Source organism: Bacillus sp. V26 (genome assembly GCF_034296245.1).
GTDB classification, from domain to species: Bacteria; Bacillota; Bacilli; order Bacillales; family Bacillaceae; genus Bacillus; species Bacillus halotolerans.
The window spans coordinates 1,354,712-1,370,391 of record NZ_JAXKQF010000001.1; the positions used below are offsets into that span (position 1 = coordinate 1,354,712).

The window sequence follows — 15,680 nt, forward strand, 5'->3', positions numbered from 1 at the left end:
TGCTCTGGCTTATTTATCTCTTCTGATCTGATAAAACCGGTCTACTTCGCTGACAAAGTCGCCGTCAATGAGCACGTCTACTTTTTCAGCAAGTTCCTTCGTATGCTTTGGACTGGCTCCGTTTGTCGAAACAGAAACCGTAACATGCCCTCTTTTTACGATTTTCGGCATGTACACATTGCCCAGCTCAGCGTCACTGGCACAGTTGACAAGCTGGGAAGGCGATGCATTTTGAGCGATCTCTTTATTCACAGCGGCGTCATCCGTCGCGGCAATAATCAAAAAAGCGTCGAGATAATCCTCTTTCTCAATCTTCCGGCTCAGCCACTTGATTTGGCGATTGTCTGCCATCTGCCTGATTTCCGGTTCCGCAACCGGACTGACAAGCGTAATATCCGCTCCCTCAGAAAGCACCGTTTTTAACCTTCTGAGCGCAATACTGCCGCCCCCTGCGATCACAACCTTTTTCTTCTGCAAACTAATGTGAAGCGGGAGCATATGAGCCTCCGTCAAAATCAAATTGCCCCTCATGGTTGTCAGCAGTTTCTTTCACACGATTTAAAAATGCCTTTTTCACATGCGGGTGGAAACCGATATAGGAAGAGAGGTAGACATTTGGATTTTTGGCCTTCAGTTTCTGGACCTCACGTTCAATCTCATTCATCAGCATCCCGGTAAACAGCAAATACGGAACAATAAAGGTCGTCACGCCGTCATCTTTTTTAAGCTCAGAAAAAACCTCTTTGTAATTGGGACCGCATGCTGTCATAAAACATGGAGTCACTTCCTTGACGGGCATGATGTTTTGGAGCAATCCAGCAATGCCGGTAACGTCTCTTTTTACATCTGGGTCTGAGCTTCCCCTGCCGATGAGCACAACCCTGGCGTTTTCGTACGGAACGCCTATGTCTTTAACACGATGATAGACAGCTTTGACAACTTCTTCGTCAATCCCAATCGGACTTCCGTATGAGATATGGATTGAAGGATACCGGGACGCGGCACGGGCAATTTCTTCCGGAATATCATGTTTTGCATGCGCAGCCGTTAAAAGAAGCAGAGGCACCACTGCGATATGAGTGGCGCCTTGCTTCACACATGCTTCAAACCCTGTCTCAATTGCCGGCTCCTGCAGCTCTAAAAAACTGATTTCCTGAACAGGCGCAGAGATGTGCGCTTTGCATCCTTCCAAAAATGCAGCGGCCTCTTGCTGCGCCTTTTTTACCCGGCTGCCGTGGCCGACATATAAAATCGCTTGTTTCATTTACAACGCCTCGCTTAAATCTTGTTTTTTCAGCTCAGATTCAAACCATTCCAGCTTATAGTGATAATTTACAACATTTCCAACAACAATTAAACTCGGATTTTTAATGTCTTCTTTTTTCACCGTTTCTGAAAGGGTGTCAACTGTACAAAAAACAGATTTTTGCTTGTCCGTTGTTCCCCAATGAATAAACGCTGCCGGCGTAGAACCGTCCCGGCCGTTTTCCAGGAGTTTTTTTTCGATCTGCTGTACATTTTTAATGCCCATATAAATGACAAGTGTATCAATCCCTGTGGCCAGCGCTTTCCACTTTTCCTCAAAATCCTCTTCTTTTTTATAATGCCCTGTTACAAAAGCCACGTTAGAGCCCGCGTCCCGATGAGTGACAGGAATCCCGGCATAAGCAGCCGCCGCGATTCCCGATGTGATACCGGGGACAATTTCAAACGGAATGCCATTTTCAGAAAGGCATTCCGCTTCTTCCCCTCCTCTGCCGAACACAAATGGGTCTCCGCCTTTCAATCTGACAACGGTTTTCCCTTTTTGCGCATACTTCACAAGAAACCGATTGATGGTTTCCTGCTTCATTGTATGAAAATCTGGAAGCTTCCCGCAGTAGATCAGGTCCGCCTGCTCCTTGGCATATTGCAAAATCTCTTTATTTACTAATCTGTCATATAGGATTACATCAGCTTTTTCAATGGCTTTCAGCGCTTTAATTGTCAGCAGATCAGGATCTCCGGGACCCGCTCCTACAATATATACTTTCCCCATCGTCTTTCCCCCGATCTATTCGAGTTCTTCCAGAACGTTCGCTGTGATGTTGTTCTTGTTTGCATTTTCGGCATCTGAGAAGAATACAGCTGAGCGGCGTTTAGCTCATTTGCTGCTTTACAAACTCGATCAGCTGATTTTTGCACTCTTCACGATCATATTGTCCTGAGTCAAGGACGAGCTCAGGAGCTTCCGGCTCTTCATAAGGAGAATCAATGCCTGTGAAGAACGGAATTTCCCCGTTTCTTGCTTTTTTGTAGAGCCCTTTTGGATCTCTTTGTTCACAAATATCGAGGTCGCATTTAATATAAACTTCGTTAAATTCGCCTGCTTCCACAAGCTGGCGGACCTGGTCTCTGTCCTCACGGAAAGGAGAGATAAAAGCAGTCATGACAATGGTGCCCTGCTGCACAAAAAGTTTCGCTACCTCTCCGATTCGGCGGATGTTTTCTTTTCGGTCTTCATCAGAAAAGCCGAGATCTTTATTTAAACCGTGGCGAATGTTGTCACCATCCAGCACAATAACTTGGAAGCCTTGCTCAAAAAGTTCTCTCGCAGCCGCATTGGCAATGGTTGATTTGCCTGAGCCGCTTAGGCCCGTCAGCCAGAGAATGGAGCTTTTATGCTTGTTTTTTTGCTGATACTCTTCTTTTGTAATAGAGGCTTCATGCCATACGATATCGCGATTTGTCACTGCCAGTCCCCCTTAAGAAACGCCTGCTTCTTCTTTTTTCTTCATGCCTTTGATTAACACCTCTACAACTTCTGCGCGGCTGAATTCTGCAGGCGGCAGTACACCGTCTCTCAGCATCCCTCTCACCTTGGTGCCTGATAAAATCACGTGGTGCTCTCGGCCGTGCGGGCATGTTTTTGCCGTTCCCATATTTCCGCATTTTTCGCAGAAGAAGCTGTGCTCGAATTTCAGCGGTGTAATGCCGAGTTCTTCAGGTTTAAATGTGTCAAACAGCTCCTGGGCTTCGTACGTGCCGTAATAATCACCGACACCGGCGTGATCGCGGCCGACAATGAAATGCGTGCAGCCGTAGTTTTTTCTGACAAGCGCATGGAAAATCGCTTCTCTCGGACCGGCATAACGCATTGCAGCCAAGAAAACGCCAAGGAAGACACGGTCTTTCGGGTAATAGTTGTCAAGAAGCACTTGATAGCTTTCCATCCGGACATCAGCGGGGATGTCATCAGATTTTGTTTCGCCGACAAGCGGGTTTAAAAACAAACCGTCCACTGTCTCAAGAGCCGTTTTTTGAATATATTCATGCGCTCTGTGAACAGGATTTCTCGTTTGGAAACCGACAATTGTTTCCCAGCCTTTTTCTGCAAACTGGCGTCTTGTTTCCGTCGGTTCAAATGTAAACTCAGGGAATTGTTTGGAAGCTTTTTTAATCAGTGTGATCGGACCGCCGACATATGTATCACCGCGGCTGAACAGTTTTTTTACACCCGGATGAGCCTGATCATCCGTTTTATACACGTTAACAGCTTCTTTTTGTTTGTCAGGCACGTATAAGTCTTCGATTTGGATAACGCCGTATGTTTCTCCGTCATACGTTAATTTTACTGTTTCGCCGACTGACAGTTCGGCTGCTTTTTGTGCATCTACCGGCAGCGTGATCGGAATAGACCATACAACACCGGAAGCAAGACGCATGTTTTCAACAACAGATACGTAATCTTTCTCATTTAAGAAGCCTTCGATCGGGCTGTATCCGCCGATTCCGATCAATTCCAGGTCGGCAAAAGAAATCAAATCAAGTTCAATTTCTTTCTGAATGCCGCTTACCTCATATGACTCATTTACTCGGTTTACCAGTTTTCCTCCATGTGGTGCTAAGCTCATAATATTCATTTCCTCCTAGTTAACAGATAAAATAACTCAGATTAATAGTTAAATTCCCCCGCCTTGATCGTGGACAGAGCGTCTCTCTTTACGAATGGCTTTTGTCAGGCTGACGGCACCGCCTGCCGCTAAAAGCACACTTACCATGATAAAGATTGAATAATAATCCGCCTTTAAAAACATAGATACAAGCAGATAGGAGATGGATAAAGATAAAAACGGCGACACGATCCATACTTTCAGCATCGTTTGAACGACCTGTTTATGAAATACGTTTGGGCCGTTTTTCGCCATGCCTATTCCGATAATAGACGATGACGTTACTTGGGCCAAGGGCACCGGCATTCCAAATATAGAACTGATGATCACCAGCCCTGCTCCTGTTCCGGATAGGAGAATGCCTTCCCCTTTTGAAAACCGCGTGATTTTCTTCCCGTTTGTTTCTAACACCCTGCGGCCTAAGATCAGTGCGCCCAGGGCTACAAAAACTCCCCCATACAGGGTTCCTTTCGCTACATTTAGTACGCCGGCAGCCACTAACGGGCCAACAGCATTCGCTACATTGTTCATGCCCGCAGAGAATGCTTCAAAAAAACCAGCGCATAGCAAAAGGATGCCAAGGATGTTTTGTTTACGGGAAGACGTAATTTCGATTTTAAAATAACGAAACAGCTTTGCTACAAAAAATGTAAAACCAAAAGCGAACAGCGGAACGAAAATCCAAAATGAAACAATAATCAGAAGATTGTTTACAAACAATACTTTGTACGCAACGCCCACACCTACAACCGCCCCGACCGTGACTTCACTTGTCGATAAAGGAATGCCGAGCAGATTAGCTGTAAAAAGCGACAGTGCAGCAGCCCCGATAATGATGCAAACAATCGTCAGCGTGATCGTCTGTTCCGGGATAATCCCAGAGCTGATGGTTTTCACAACTTCGCCCCCGCCAATGACAGCCCCGGCCAGAACACCAACAGCACATATGATCAAAGCGTAGGTTTTCTTTTTGATAGCCCCAGAGCCGTAAGCAACTCCCATTGAAGCTGCAGCGCCGCTTGCGCCAATATTCACTGCGAAAAACAAGCTAAATAAAATAGCGGCTAATTCCATTTTGCAGCTCCTTATTCATGCAGTCCACATTCTGTTTTCGCCATACCGTTCCATCTGCCTGAGCGCAGGTCCTCTGCGGTAAATGCAGGTGACGTACAAGGCGCGCAGCCGATACTTGGATACCCTTGATCGTGGAGCGGATTGTAGTCCAGCTCATTCCGAGAGGTGTATCTCCAGATGTCTTTCCAAGTCCAATGGATAAGCGGGCAAACTTTTACTGATTTGAATTTCTCATCTTTGTTTAAGAAATTCGTATTGGCACGGCTTGGCCCTTGATCGCGGCGCAGGCCGGAAAGCCATGCCGGGTGGCCGGAAAGCGCCTCTCTTAAAGGAACGATCTTTCTGAGATAGCAGCATTGGTTCGGCTCTCTTTCCCACAGTTTATCACCATGTTCTTCCGCCTGTTCCTCAAGAGTAAGGTTCGGTTTCTTCAGGATGATATTAAGGCCGGGATAGCGCTCTTTCACACGTTCTATCGTTTCATAGGTTTCTTTAAAATGAAGCCCTGTATCGAGAAATACAATCTCTGCGTCTTTTTTCACTTTATAGATTAAGTCAATCAGAACGATTCCTTCAATTCCGAAACTGCAGGCATAAACAAGCTGATTGCCGTAATGGCCGTAAGCCCATTTTAAAACTGACAGCGCCCCTTTATAAGGATCGTCCTCCGGAAATGTAATCGTTGGTTCTTCCCAATTATCGTACGTTAACATTTCTTCTTTCCTCCTTTCGGAGACAAACAAACAGTAGCTTTCTGCCGGTTGTCTTTCCCAATTGTAATGTGATGCGGCTGCTGTTATCTCCGTAAACAGCCCCTCTTAAAATAAAAAACTTTCAATCCGGCGGAAAGAAAGACAGGAACTGCATGTAGCCCTTATCTTTCAAAATGGAATACATTTTGCTGGAAGTAGCACCTTACACATTGTGCAGGTTGCCGGGCTTCATAGGACCAGTCCCTCAGCCGCTCTTGATAAGTTTTTCAGATTTGTAGTAAATTTTAGCACAATTCTAACATAAGTCAACCCGAGTTTTTTTATAGGATTAATAAAAAAACAGACCCAAGGGCCTGTTTTCAATCGTGGCAAGGCATTAAAGCCCTTCACAATACTGAAATTTATTTTTTAATTTTTAAACCAATCTTTTGACTCGGGATTAGTTTTCCATGTTTGCAGCTTTTTCAGGTCATCTGAATGAATATTTCCATTCTCAAGTGCAACCTCTGTCAGTGTGTCATAATCAGTTAACGAGTAGTATGGAAGATCAGCCTCAGCAAACGCTTCTTGTGCTTTAGGAAGTCCATACGTAAAGATTGATACCACACCAAGCACTTCACAGCCAGCGGCATTCAGAGCTGCTGCAGCTTCGAGTACGCTGCCCCCTGTGGAAATTAAATCTTCTATGACCACTGTTTTTTGGCCTTTTTGAACTGCACCCTCAATTTGATTGCCTTTTCCATGTGCTTTCGGTTTGCTTCTCACATAACACATCGGCAGGTTCAAACGGTCAGCCGCCAATGCCGAATGAGGGATACCTGCTGTCGCTGTTCCTGCGATCATTTCAGCTTTCGGGAAATGCTCTTGGATAAGCTTGCTGATGCCTGCAGCAACATCATTTCTTACCTCTGGGAAAGAAAGGGTAAGGCGATTGTCACAGTAAATTGGGGATAAGATGCCGCTCGCCCATGTAAACGGCTCATTCGGGCGTAAAAATACAGCTTGAATGTCTAATAGATGTTTTGCGATGATTTGTTTCATTGTTTGATTCCCTCCCATTCGAGTTTGACAGCTTCATAGGCTTTTAGCGGATTTGCAGCTTTTGTAATAGATCGTCCCACAACAATTGCTGATGACCCTTTTTCTCTTGCTATAGAAGGCGTTGCGACGCGGACTTGATCATTCGCAGTGTCTGCAGACATACGGATACCCGGGGTCACCGTCAAAAACGACGACGACACTGCTTCGTAAATGGCTTTTGCTTCATGAACAGAGCACACCACTCCATCAAGTCCGCTATTCTCCGCCAGTTTGCTGTAGTGCACAACCGTGTCGATGAGAGGCTTTCTGATCAGCAGCTCATCCTTCACCATTTGTTCAGAAGTGCTTGTCAGCTGGGTTACCGCAATAAGTGACGGACGTTGTTTTCCTGCCGGCGTGCCTTCCTCTAAGCCTTCCAGGGCTGCTTCCATCATTTTTTTGCCTCCGGCTGCGTGAACATTGACGAGATCGACTCCAAGGCAGGCAAGACGCTTCATTGCTTTATTCACCGTGGTCGGAATGTCATGGAGCTTTAAATCTAAAAAGATCTCACAGTTTCTTTCTTTTAATTGTGCAATGATAGCCGGGCCTTCTTGATAAAAAAGCTCCATTCCAACCTTCACAAATAACGGTTCCTTGTGAAAAGGCGCTAAAAATGACAGTGTTTCTTCAGCTGATGCAAAATCAAGCGCGATGATGGGCAGGTTGTTTTTCATGATTCCAGCTCCTTCCGATGCATTCTTCAACAGATTCATAGCCGTATTGGCGTAAAACAGCTGGGAGCTGCTCAATGATGTCAGGGCATGCGAAAGGATTCACGAAGTTTGCTGTTCCGACAGCGACCGCACTTGCTCCAGCCAGAAGAAATTCCAATGCGTCTTCGGCCGTCTGAACGCCTCCCATCCCGATAACCGGGATGCTGACAGCCTGGCTGACCTCATACACCATGCGGATGGCAACAGGCTTTACAGCAGGACCCGAAAGCCCTCCAGTTTTATTGGCTAATATTGGCTTGCCTGATTTTAAATCGAGCCTCATGCCGATTAATGTGTTGATCATCGTTAGACCATCCGCACCCGCCTCTTCGATCGCTACCGCAATTTCTGTGATGTTTGCCACATTCGGAGAAAGCTTCACATATACAGGCACATCTGACACTTTTTTAACAGCCTTCGTCAAATCAGCAGCCATGGCAGGATTTGTTCCAAAAGCAATTCCGCCTGTTTTGACGTTCGGACAGGAAATGTTCAATTCAAGCGCATGGACATTAGGCGCTTTGCTGATAAGTTTTGCGACTTCAACATAATCCTCGACTTGTGAGCCGGCGACATTGGCAATAATAGGCGTATCAAATTGCTCAAGCCATGGCAGCTCATTTTCTAAGACGCTTTCCAGCCCTGGATTTTGCAGACCGATCGCATTGAGCATTCCAGCGCCAGTCTCAGCTACCCTAGGCGTCGGATTCCCGAAGCGGGGCTCCTTTGTCGTAGCTTTGATCATGATTGCTCCGAGACAAGACAAATCATAAAAACGCGCAAACTCTTTTCCAAAACCGAAGCAGCCTGATGCGGGAATGATCGGATTTTTCAAATCCAGACCCGGCAATTTCACCTCTAGCATTACAGCGCCACCTCCTGAGCTTTAAATACAGGTCCGTCAAGACATACCTTTACATAGGATGTCTCACTTTCGTTTGTATGGCACACACAGGCGAAGCATGCACCAATACCGCAGCCCATTCGTTCTTCCATGGAAATGTAAACCTCTTTGTGGGCGTATTCTTGTTTGAGCGCCTTTAGCATCGGTGTCGGCCCGCAGCTGAGGAGAATGTCAAATTCAAGATTTTTCTGTTTGATGACATCTGTGACAAACCCGGTTTCCCCGTAGCTTCCGTCAGCTGTTGCTACATATGTGTCGCCGTACTGTCGGCATTCTTTTTCGTAGAAAACATCCTTTGCCGATTGGAATCCTAATACGTGTATGACCTTTACGCCTTTTTCCTTTAAACGTTTCGACAGTTCTTGGAGAGGCGGCACTCCTACACCGCCTCCCACCAGCAAAGCCGTCTTTCCGGGTTGGACTTCATCTACTGGAAAGCCATTGCCCAAAGGCCCGAGGACATCCACGAGATCTCCCTTCTGCTTCAGCGACAAGAGTCTTGTTCCTTCCCCATCTACTCGATAAATCATGGTGACTTCATTTTTTTCAAAGTTAACATCAGCAATGCTGATTGGTCTTCGCAAAAGAGGCGTAACCGCTTCGCTCACTTTCAGGTGAAGGAACTGTCCCGGGACAGCAAACCCTTGGACAAGCTCCCCTTTTAGAACCATTTGATACACCCGGTCTGCAATTTGCTGGTTAGCACACACCGTCAAATACGCTTTTTTCATATAGTGATTGCCGCCTCCTGATTTGTGTTGATTGCCGGCATTTGATCGGCACGAAACGTCATGCTTTCCAGCACCCGCAAAATGGCTTCTGCCGTATCTAAAGATGTTAAGCAGGCAACACCGTTTTCTACTGATTCACGTCTGATTCTAAATCCGTCTCTTGCCGGCTGCTTTCCTTTTGTCAGCGTATTGATGACAAACTGGGCTTCTCCGTTTCTGATCACATCAAGCAAGTTCGGGCCGTCCTGGCCGATTTTTCCGACGACCTTCGCTGGAATTGACGCTTCCTTGAGATACCCCGCCGTTCCTTCGGTCGCTAAAATGTTATACCCGATTGCATGGAATCGTTTAGCGATGGCAAGCCCTTCTTCTTTGTCCTTATCAGCCACTGTTAAAAGCACGGAACCGTAGTTAGGAATTTGAATGCCTGAAGCTATCAGCGCTTTATAGAGGGCCTTTTCAAGAGTGGAATCTTTGCCCATGACCTCTCCTGTTGATTTCATTTCAGGCCCTAACGTAATGTCCACTCTTCTCAGCTTCGCGAAGGAGAAGACCGGCGCTTTTACAAATACGCCCTGCTGTTCAGGCTGCAGGCCTTCATTGTAGCCAAACTCAGCCAGCTTTTGCCCCAGAATGACTTTTGTCGCGAGGTTCGCCATCGGGATGCCCGTGATCTTGCTTAAGAACGGCACCGTTCTGCTTGATCTCGGATTGACTTCAAGCACGTATACTTCACCTTTTGACAGGACGAATTGAATGTTTAGCAAGCCGACAATGTTCAGCCCTTTCGCAAGTGCGATCGTATATTGTTCAATTTTTTTCTTAATGTCTTCCGTCAGAGACTGCGGCGGATAGACCGCGATGGAGTCTCCGGAGTGCACGCCCGCACGCTCAATGTGCTCCATGATTCCCGGAATGACAACGGTTTGGCCGTCAGACACCGCATCCACTTCGATTTCTTTCCCAGTCAGATATCTGTCAATTAAGACTGGATGCTGCGGATTGATTTTGACTGCGTTTTTCATGTAATGGAGCAGCTCTTCCTCATGATAGACAATTTCCATCGCCCGTCCGCCAAGCACATATGAAGGGCGCACCAGTACCGGATAGCCGATGTTGCTTGCGATGTTTACCGCCTGATCAACCGATGTCGCAGTTTTGCCAAGCGGCTGCGGCACTTGAAGTTCTTCCAGCGCCTGTTCAAACTTATCCCGGTCTTCCGCACGGTCTAAATCTTCTAGTGACGTTCCAAGGATTTTGACTCCGCGTGCAGAAAGTTCGTCAGCAAGGTTGATTGCAGTTTGTCCGCCAAATTGCACGACAACGCCCATCGGCTGTTCGAGGTCAATGATATGCATGACATCTTCGATCGTAAGCGGTTCAAAGTACAGCTTGTCTGAGATACTGAAATCGGTAGACACGGTTTCCGGGTTATTATTGACGATAATTGCCTCATAGCCTGCTTGTTTAATTGCCCATACGGAGTGAACTGTAGCGTAGTCAAATTCAACCCCCTGGCCGATTCGAATCGGGCCGGAGCCAAGTACGATCACGCTTTTCTTATCTGTAACAACAGATTCATTTTCTTCTTCATATGTGCTGTAGAAGTATGGCGTTTCTGATTCGAATTCCGCCGCGCACGTATCCACCATTTTAAATACCGGTGCGATTCCCGCTTGTTTTCTCATGCTGTAAAGCTCAGATTCTTTCATTTTCCACTCGCGGCTGATGTACTTATCAGAAAATCCGAGTTCTTTTGCCTGTCTCAGCACATCTGCATCGCCCGCATTTGCTTTCAGCTCTTTTTCAAACTGAACGATTCCGAACAGCTTATGCAGGAAAAAGAGGTCGATGGCAGAGAATTCATGAAGCTGCTCAACTGTGTAGCCCCTTCTGTACGCTTCAGCCAGGTAGAATAACCGCTCGTCTCCGGCTTTTTTAATCCGCTTCTCGAGAAGCTCATCTGAAATATCAGCGGCATCTTTTAATTCAAGATGATACACATCAGCTTCCAGTGAACGCACAGCTTTCAGCAGCGATTCTTCAAGCGTGCGGCCAATCGCCATTACCTCTCCCGTCGCTTTCATCTGAGTGCCGAGCCTTCTGTTTGCTGATTCAAACTTATCAAATGGCCAGCGCGGTATTTTAGATACGACATAGTCCAGCGCTGGTTCAAACGCTGCGTATGTCTTACCTGTCACCGGATTCATCATCTCGTCTAATGAAAGGCCGACGGCGATTTTAGCTGCGAGCTTTGCGATCGGATAGCCTGTCGCTTTTGATGCAAGGGCAGATGAACGGCTGACACGCGGGTTCACTTCAATGATGTAGTATTGGAAGCTGTCTGGATCTAAAGCGAGCTGTACGTTACATCCGCCTTCAATTCCAAGCGCACGGATCAGTTTTAAAGATACATTCCGCAGGAGCTGATATTCCCGGTCGCTGAGCGTTTGGCTCGGTGCGACGACAATACTGTCTCCTGTATGGATTCCGACCGGATCAATATTCTCCATATTACAAACGACAATCGCATGATCTTGGCTGTCTCTCATGACTTCGTATTCGATTTCTTTGTAGCCGGCAATGCTTTTTTCAAGCAAACATTGGTGAACCGGGCTTAATTTTAAGCCGTTTTCAACAATTTCTTTCAGCTCGGCTTCAGTGGAGCAAATCCCTCCGCCTGTGCCGCCTAATGTATATGCAGGGCGGACAATGACAGGAAATCCGATTTGGCTGACGAAATTCTCGGCTTCTTCTAGCGAGTGAATGATCTCACTTTCAGGGACGGGTTCATTCAGCTCATTCATTAATGTTCTGAACAAGTCACGGTCCTCAGCTTGCTGGATTGCAGTCAGCTTTGTGCCGAGCACCTCAACGCCGCACTCCTCCAGCACGCCTTGCTCAGAAAGCTCAACCGCAAGATTCAAGCCTGTTTGCCCGCCGAGTGTAGGAAGAATGGCGTCAGGACGCTCTTTTCTGATGATCCGTGTCAGAAATTCAGATGTCAGCGGTTCGATGTAAACCCGGTCAGCCATTTCTGTATCGGTCATGATCGTCGCCGGGTTTGAGTTGACAAGAATAACCTCATAGCCTTCTTCTTTTAATGCAAGGCAGGCTTGAGTTCCCGCATAATCAAATTCAGCTGCCTGACCGATGATAATTGGTCCTGACCCAATTACTAAAATTTTGTTAATGTCTACGCGTTTTGGCATACCGCTTCCCCTTCTTTCTCTGTTGTTTCGATCATTTCGATAAATCTGTCAAATAGATGATTAGCGTCCTCAGGACCGGGTGATGCTTCCGGATGATATTGAACCGTAAATGCAGGCAGTGTTTTGTGTTTCAGCCCTTCAATCGTATCGTCGTTTATCGCGATGTGTGTGACTTCAAGCTCTGTTTCATTGATAGATGAAACTGTATAGCCATGGTTTTGGGATGTTAAGGCAACTTTTCCGGTTGCAAGCTCTTTTACCGGATGGTTAGAGCCCCTGTGACCGAATTTCATTTTTTCAGTATCGGCTCCGCACGCCAGTGCAAATAACTGGTGGCCGAGACAAATTCCGAATAATGGCACTTTTCCAAGAACACCTTTTATCATTTCAATTGCTTCAGGTACATCTTTCGGGTCACCAGGTCCGTTAGAAAGCATGATGCCGTCTGGCTTCAGCTGAAGGACTTCTTCTGCTGTTACATTGTAAGGCACAACGATGACGTCACATTTCCGTTTGTTCAGCTCTCTTAAAATGCCGTGCTTCATGCCAAAGTCCACCAAGACAATGCGTTTGCCTCTTCCCGGACTAGGATATGCTGTTTTGGCTGACACTTGGGATACTTGATTTCTCGGCAGTTCAGTTTCGTTCAGTCTTTTCAGTACTGCTTCGATATCTTCATCAGGTGAGGCAAACGTTCCTTTTAGCGCGCCTGCCGTGCGGATCATTCTCGTCAGCTTTCTTGTATCAATTCCTTGCAGTCCCGGAATGTTTTTCATTTTTAAATACTCATCCAATGTGTAAGCTGAACGCCAATTGGAAGGCAGTTCACATAATTCTTTTACAATCAATCCTTTAACAAAAGGCGTAATGGATTCAAAGTCATCACGGTTAATGCCGTAATTTCCGATAAGCGGATATGTTAACGTAACGATCTGCCCGCAATAAGAAGGGTCTGACAAAATTTCCTGATAACCAGTCATACCGGTATTGAAAACGACTTCTCCCATGCTGTGCTCCAAGCTCCCGAAGGCTTTCCCCTCAAATATCGCTCCGTTTTCCAGTACTAATCGTCTTTTCATTTCACAAGTCTCCCTTCTTCATAAGCAAGCGTTCCTGCTGCAATTGTAGCGACTGGCCAGCCGCTGCAGTTAAGGCCGTTAAATGGTGTGTTTTTACCTTTAGATAAGAATGTTTCTTTATCTATAACTGCTTCTCTTTCCAAATCGATTAATGTGATGTCAGCTGCTTGTCCCGTTTTCAGTGTTCCATATGGGAGACCAAACGCTTCGCAAGGCTTGATTGTCATATAATCAATCAGCTGTTTCAGCGTCCAGCTGCCGTTTTTAACAAAATGTGTGTAAAGAAGCGGGAACGCTGTTTCCAAACCGACAATTCCGAACGGCGCCAGCTTCATTTCTGTGTTTTTCTCTTCTTCTGTATGCGGCGCGTGGTCGGTTGCTATAAAGTCGATCGTTCCGTCTAAAAGTCCTTCAATCAGCGCTTCTCTATCTTCCGCACCGCGCAGCGGCGGGTTCATTTTATAGTTTGTATCCAGCCCGGGAATGTCTTCATCACAAAGCAGTAAATGGTGAGGTGAAACTTCTGCTGTGACCCGAATTCCCGCTTTTTTCGCATCACGCACGACTCTCACAGATTCTTTCGTGCTGATATGGCATACATGGTAATGGCAGTTTGCCGCCTCAGCCAGTAACACGTCACGGGCAATATGAACCGATTCACACACAGAAGGAATGCCGTTAAGCCCGTTCGCTTTTGAAAACGTCCCCTCATGGACGCTGCCTCCGTAAATTAAGGAGTTGTCCTCGCAATGTGCGACAATCGCTTTGTCAATCGCGGCTGCGCGTTTCATTGCTTCATACATCATTCCTGCTGTCTGTATACCGACGCCGTCATCTGTAAATGCAAATGCCCCAGCTTCTTTTAATGCTTCAAAGTTTGTCATCTCATCGCCAATTTGTCTGATCGTAATAGATGCATAAGGAAGGACTCTGACGCATGATGTTTCTTTAATGCGGTTTTGCACCCATTCCATCTGCTCCTTCGTATCAGGAACCGGCCGTGTATTCGGCATGGCTGCTACTGTTGTATAACCGCCGCGCGCCGCTGCTTTTGCGCCGGTTTCAATGGTTTCTTTTTTCTCTCCGCCAGGCTCTCTAAAGTGTACATGGAGGTCAACAAACCCCGGTGAAACGAGCAATCCTTTCGCGTCAATAACCGTTTCTCCATCTGCTGCATCAAGCTTGCCGATTTCTGAGATGACCTCTCCTGTCACCCGAATATCCTGTTCTGTTTTTTCACCATTTTCGTTAAGTATCCAGCCGTTTTTAATGAGATATGACATACGCTGCTTCTCCTCTTTTCGCATTGGTTTGTAAGGCTCGCTGTAACACTGCCATTCTGATAAATACGCCATTTTGCATTTGTTTGAAGATTCTTGATTTTTCGCTTTCTACTAAGCTGTGATCAATCTCCACTCCTCTGTTCACAGGCGCGGGGTGCATAATAATCGCATGCTGCTTCATACGTTCAGCCCGTTCTACAGTCAAGCCGAATTCATTTAAATAGCCTTCCTGTCTGACAGCTGACTGATGTCTTTCATTTTGAATACGCAGCAGCATGACAACATCCGAAGTCTCTACTGCTTCATCCATTGAGACATACGCGCCAAACGTATTTTCTTCATCCTGCCATTCCGGCGGACCGGAAAACAGAACGCGGGCACCGAGTCTTGTCAACACTTCAGCATTAGACCTCGCGACTCTGCTGTGCTTAATGTCGCCGTAAATGGAGACGGTAAGGCCTTTGAACGTACTGAATTCTTCATTGATTGTCATTAAATCAAGCAATGATTGTGTCGGATGCTGGCCGCACCCGTCTCCCGCATTCAGAATCGGGATATTTACATGTCCGACAAGCTCTTTGTAGTACTCATCCTCACTGTGTCTGATGACACACGCGTCAACACCGATTGATTCGAGCGTTCGAATTGTGTCATATAAGGTTTCGCCTTTTTGTACGCTAGTGCTTGTTCCGTCGAGATTCAGGACATTCATGCCCAGTTTCTTTTCAGCTACCTCAAAGCTGAATCGTGTTCTGGTGCTTGGTTCAAAAAACAGATTCGCTGCAAATTTACCTGTCAGCTGATGGTCTGTTTTTCCGTTTTTGAGGTCTTGCGCAGTTTGAAGCAAATCTTTGATTTCCCCAGTGCTGAGTTCACTCATCGTCGTTAAATGCTTCATTTTCTTTCCCCTCTCATTTCAACTTGTTTAAGGCTGAAAAAAACCCCGGTCTTGGATA

The 15,680-nt window shown here is 46.4% G+C and carries 15 protein-coding genes and 1 riboswitch; all 15 genes read right to left on the reverse strand.

Features of this window, described 5'->3' with window-relative positions:
* Nucleotides 1-9 precede the first annotated feature (9 nt).
* Nucleotides 10-498, reverse strand: coding sequence for a precorrin-2 dehydrogenase (sirC, locus tag UJ203_RS06870; RefSeq protein ID WP_322009491.1), 489 nt, complete (start codon nucleotides 496-498; stop codon nucleotides 10-12).
* Nucleotides 479-1,264: a sirohydrochlorin chelatase gene (gene sirB, locus UJ203_RS06875; RefSeq protein ID WP_322009346.1), complete on the reverse strand. Its 786-nt coding sequence runs from the start codon at nucleotides 1,262-1,264 to the stop codon at nucleotides 479-481. Before sirB ends, sirC begins: the two co-directional genes overlap by 20 nt.
* Nucleotides 1,265-2,038 (reverse strand): uroporphyrinogen-III C-methyltransferase, encoded by a 774-nt coding sequence (gene cobA, locus UJ203_RS06880; protein ID WP_044155945.1) that lies wholly within the window; start codon nucleotides 2,036-2,038, stop codon nucleotides 1,265-1,267.
* 100 nt (nucleotides 2,039-2,138) lie between these two features.
* A complete protein-coding gene (gene cysC, locus UJ203_RS06885; RefSeq protein WP_105991222.1) occupies nucleotides 2,139-2,732 on the reverse strand; it encodes an adenylyl-sulfate kinase in 594 nt (197 codons plus the stop codon).
* 12 nt (nucleotides 2,733-2,744) lie between these two features.
* On the reverse strand, nucleotides 2,745-3,893 hold the full coding sequence (sat, locus tag UJ203_RS06890) for a sulfate adenylyltransferase (RefSeq protein ID WP_024121349.1): 1,149 nt from the start codon (nucleotides 3,891-3,893) through the stop codon (nucleotides 2,745-2,747).
* A gap of 48 nt (nucleotides 3,894-3,941) precedes the next feature.
* On the reverse strand, nucleotides 3,942-5,006 hold the full coding sequence (gene cysP, locus UJ203_RS06895; RefSeq protein ID WP_322009349.1) for a sulfate permease: 1,065 nt from the start codon (nucleotides 5,004-5,006) through the stop codon (nucleotides 3,942-3,944).
* A gap of 11 nt (nucleotides 5,007-5,017) precedes the next feature.
* Nucleotides 5,018-5,719, reverse strand: a complete 702-nt coding sequence (locus UJ203_RS06900; protein WP_024121347.1) for a phosphoadenylyl-sulfate reductase — start codon at nucleotides 5,717-5,719, stop codon at nucleotides 5,018-5,020.
* Between the two features lie 158 nt (nucleotides 5,720-5,877).
* Nucleotides 5,878-5,983: riboswitch (SAM riboswitch) on the reverse strand.
* Between the two features lie 144 nt (nucleotides 5,984-6,127).
* Nucleotides 6,128-6,760 (reverse strand): orotate phosphoribosyltransferase, encoded by a 633-nt coding sequence (gene pyrE, locus UJ203_RS06905; RefSeq protein WP_322009352.1) that lies wholly within the window; start codon nucleotides 6,758-6,760, stop codon nucleotides 6,128-6,130.
* The gene (pyrF, locus tag UJ203_RS06910; RefSeq protein WP_322009354.1) at nucleotides 6,757-7,476 is read right to left on the reverse strand and encodes an orotidine-5'-phosphate decarboxylase; all 720 of its coding nucleotides are present in this window, start codon (nucleotides 7,474-7,476) and stop codon (nucleotides 6,757-6,759) included. The genes pyrE and pyrF overlap by 4 nt, the downstream gene beginning before the upstream one ends.
* Nucleotides 7,445-8,380: a dihydroorotate dehydrogenase gene (locus tag UJ203_RS06915; RefSeq protein WP_105954204.1), complete on the reverse strand. Its 936-nt coding sequence runs from the start codon at nucleotides 8,378-8,380 to the stop codon at nucleotides 7,445-7,447. The genes pyrF and UJ203_RS06915 overlap by 32 nt, the downstream gene beginning before the upstream one ends.
* Nucleotides 8,380-9,150 carry a dihydroorotate oxidase B electron transfer subunit gene (gene pyrK / locus UJ203_RS06920; RefSeq protein ID WP_322009357.1) on the reverse strand — a complete coding sequence of 257 codons (771 nt, stop codon included), beginning with the start codon at nucleotides 9,148-9,150 and terminating at the stop codon, nucleotides 8,380-8,382. The genes UJ203_RS06915 and pyrK overlap by 1 nt, the downstream gene beginning before the upstream one ends.
* Nucleotides 9,147-12,362, reverse strand: coding sequence for a carbamoyl-phosphate synthase (glutamine-hydrolyzing) large subunit (gene carB, locus UJ203_RS06925; protein WP_322009359.1), 3,216 nt, complete (start codon nucleotides 12,360-12,362; stop codon nucleotides 9,147-9,149). Before carB ends, pyrK begins: the two co-directional genes overlap by 4 nt.
* Nucleotides 12,347-13,441 carry a carbamoyl phosphate synthase small subunit gene (locus tag UJ203_RS06930; protein WP_322009361.1) on the reverse strand — a complete coding sequence of 365 codons (1,095 nt, stop codon included), beginning with the start codon at nucleotides 13,439-13,441 and terminating at the stop codon, nucleotides 12,347-12,349. The genes carB and UJ203_RS06930 overlap by 16 nt, the downstream gene beginning before the upstream one ends.
* Nucleotides 13,438-14,724 carry a dihydroorotase gene (locus UJ203_RS06935; RefSeq protein WP_101861193.1) on the reverse strand — a complete coding sequence of 429 codons (1,287 nt, stop codon included), beginning with the start codon at nucleotides 14,722-14,724 and terminating at the stop codon, nucleotides 13,438-13,440. The genes UJ203_RS06930 and UJ203_RS06935 overlap by 4 nt, the downstream gene beginning before the upstream one ends.
* Nucleotides 14,708-15,622, reverse strand: coding sequence for an aspartate carbamoyltransferase catalytic subunit (locus UJ203_RS06940; RefSeq protein ID WP_322009363.1), 915 nt, complete (start codon nucleotides 15,620-15,622; stop codon nucleotides 14,708-14,710). The genes UJ203_RS06935 and UJ203_RS06940 overlap by 17 nt, the downstream gene beginning before the upstream one ends.
* Nucleotides 15,623-15,680 lie beyond the last annotated feature (58 nt).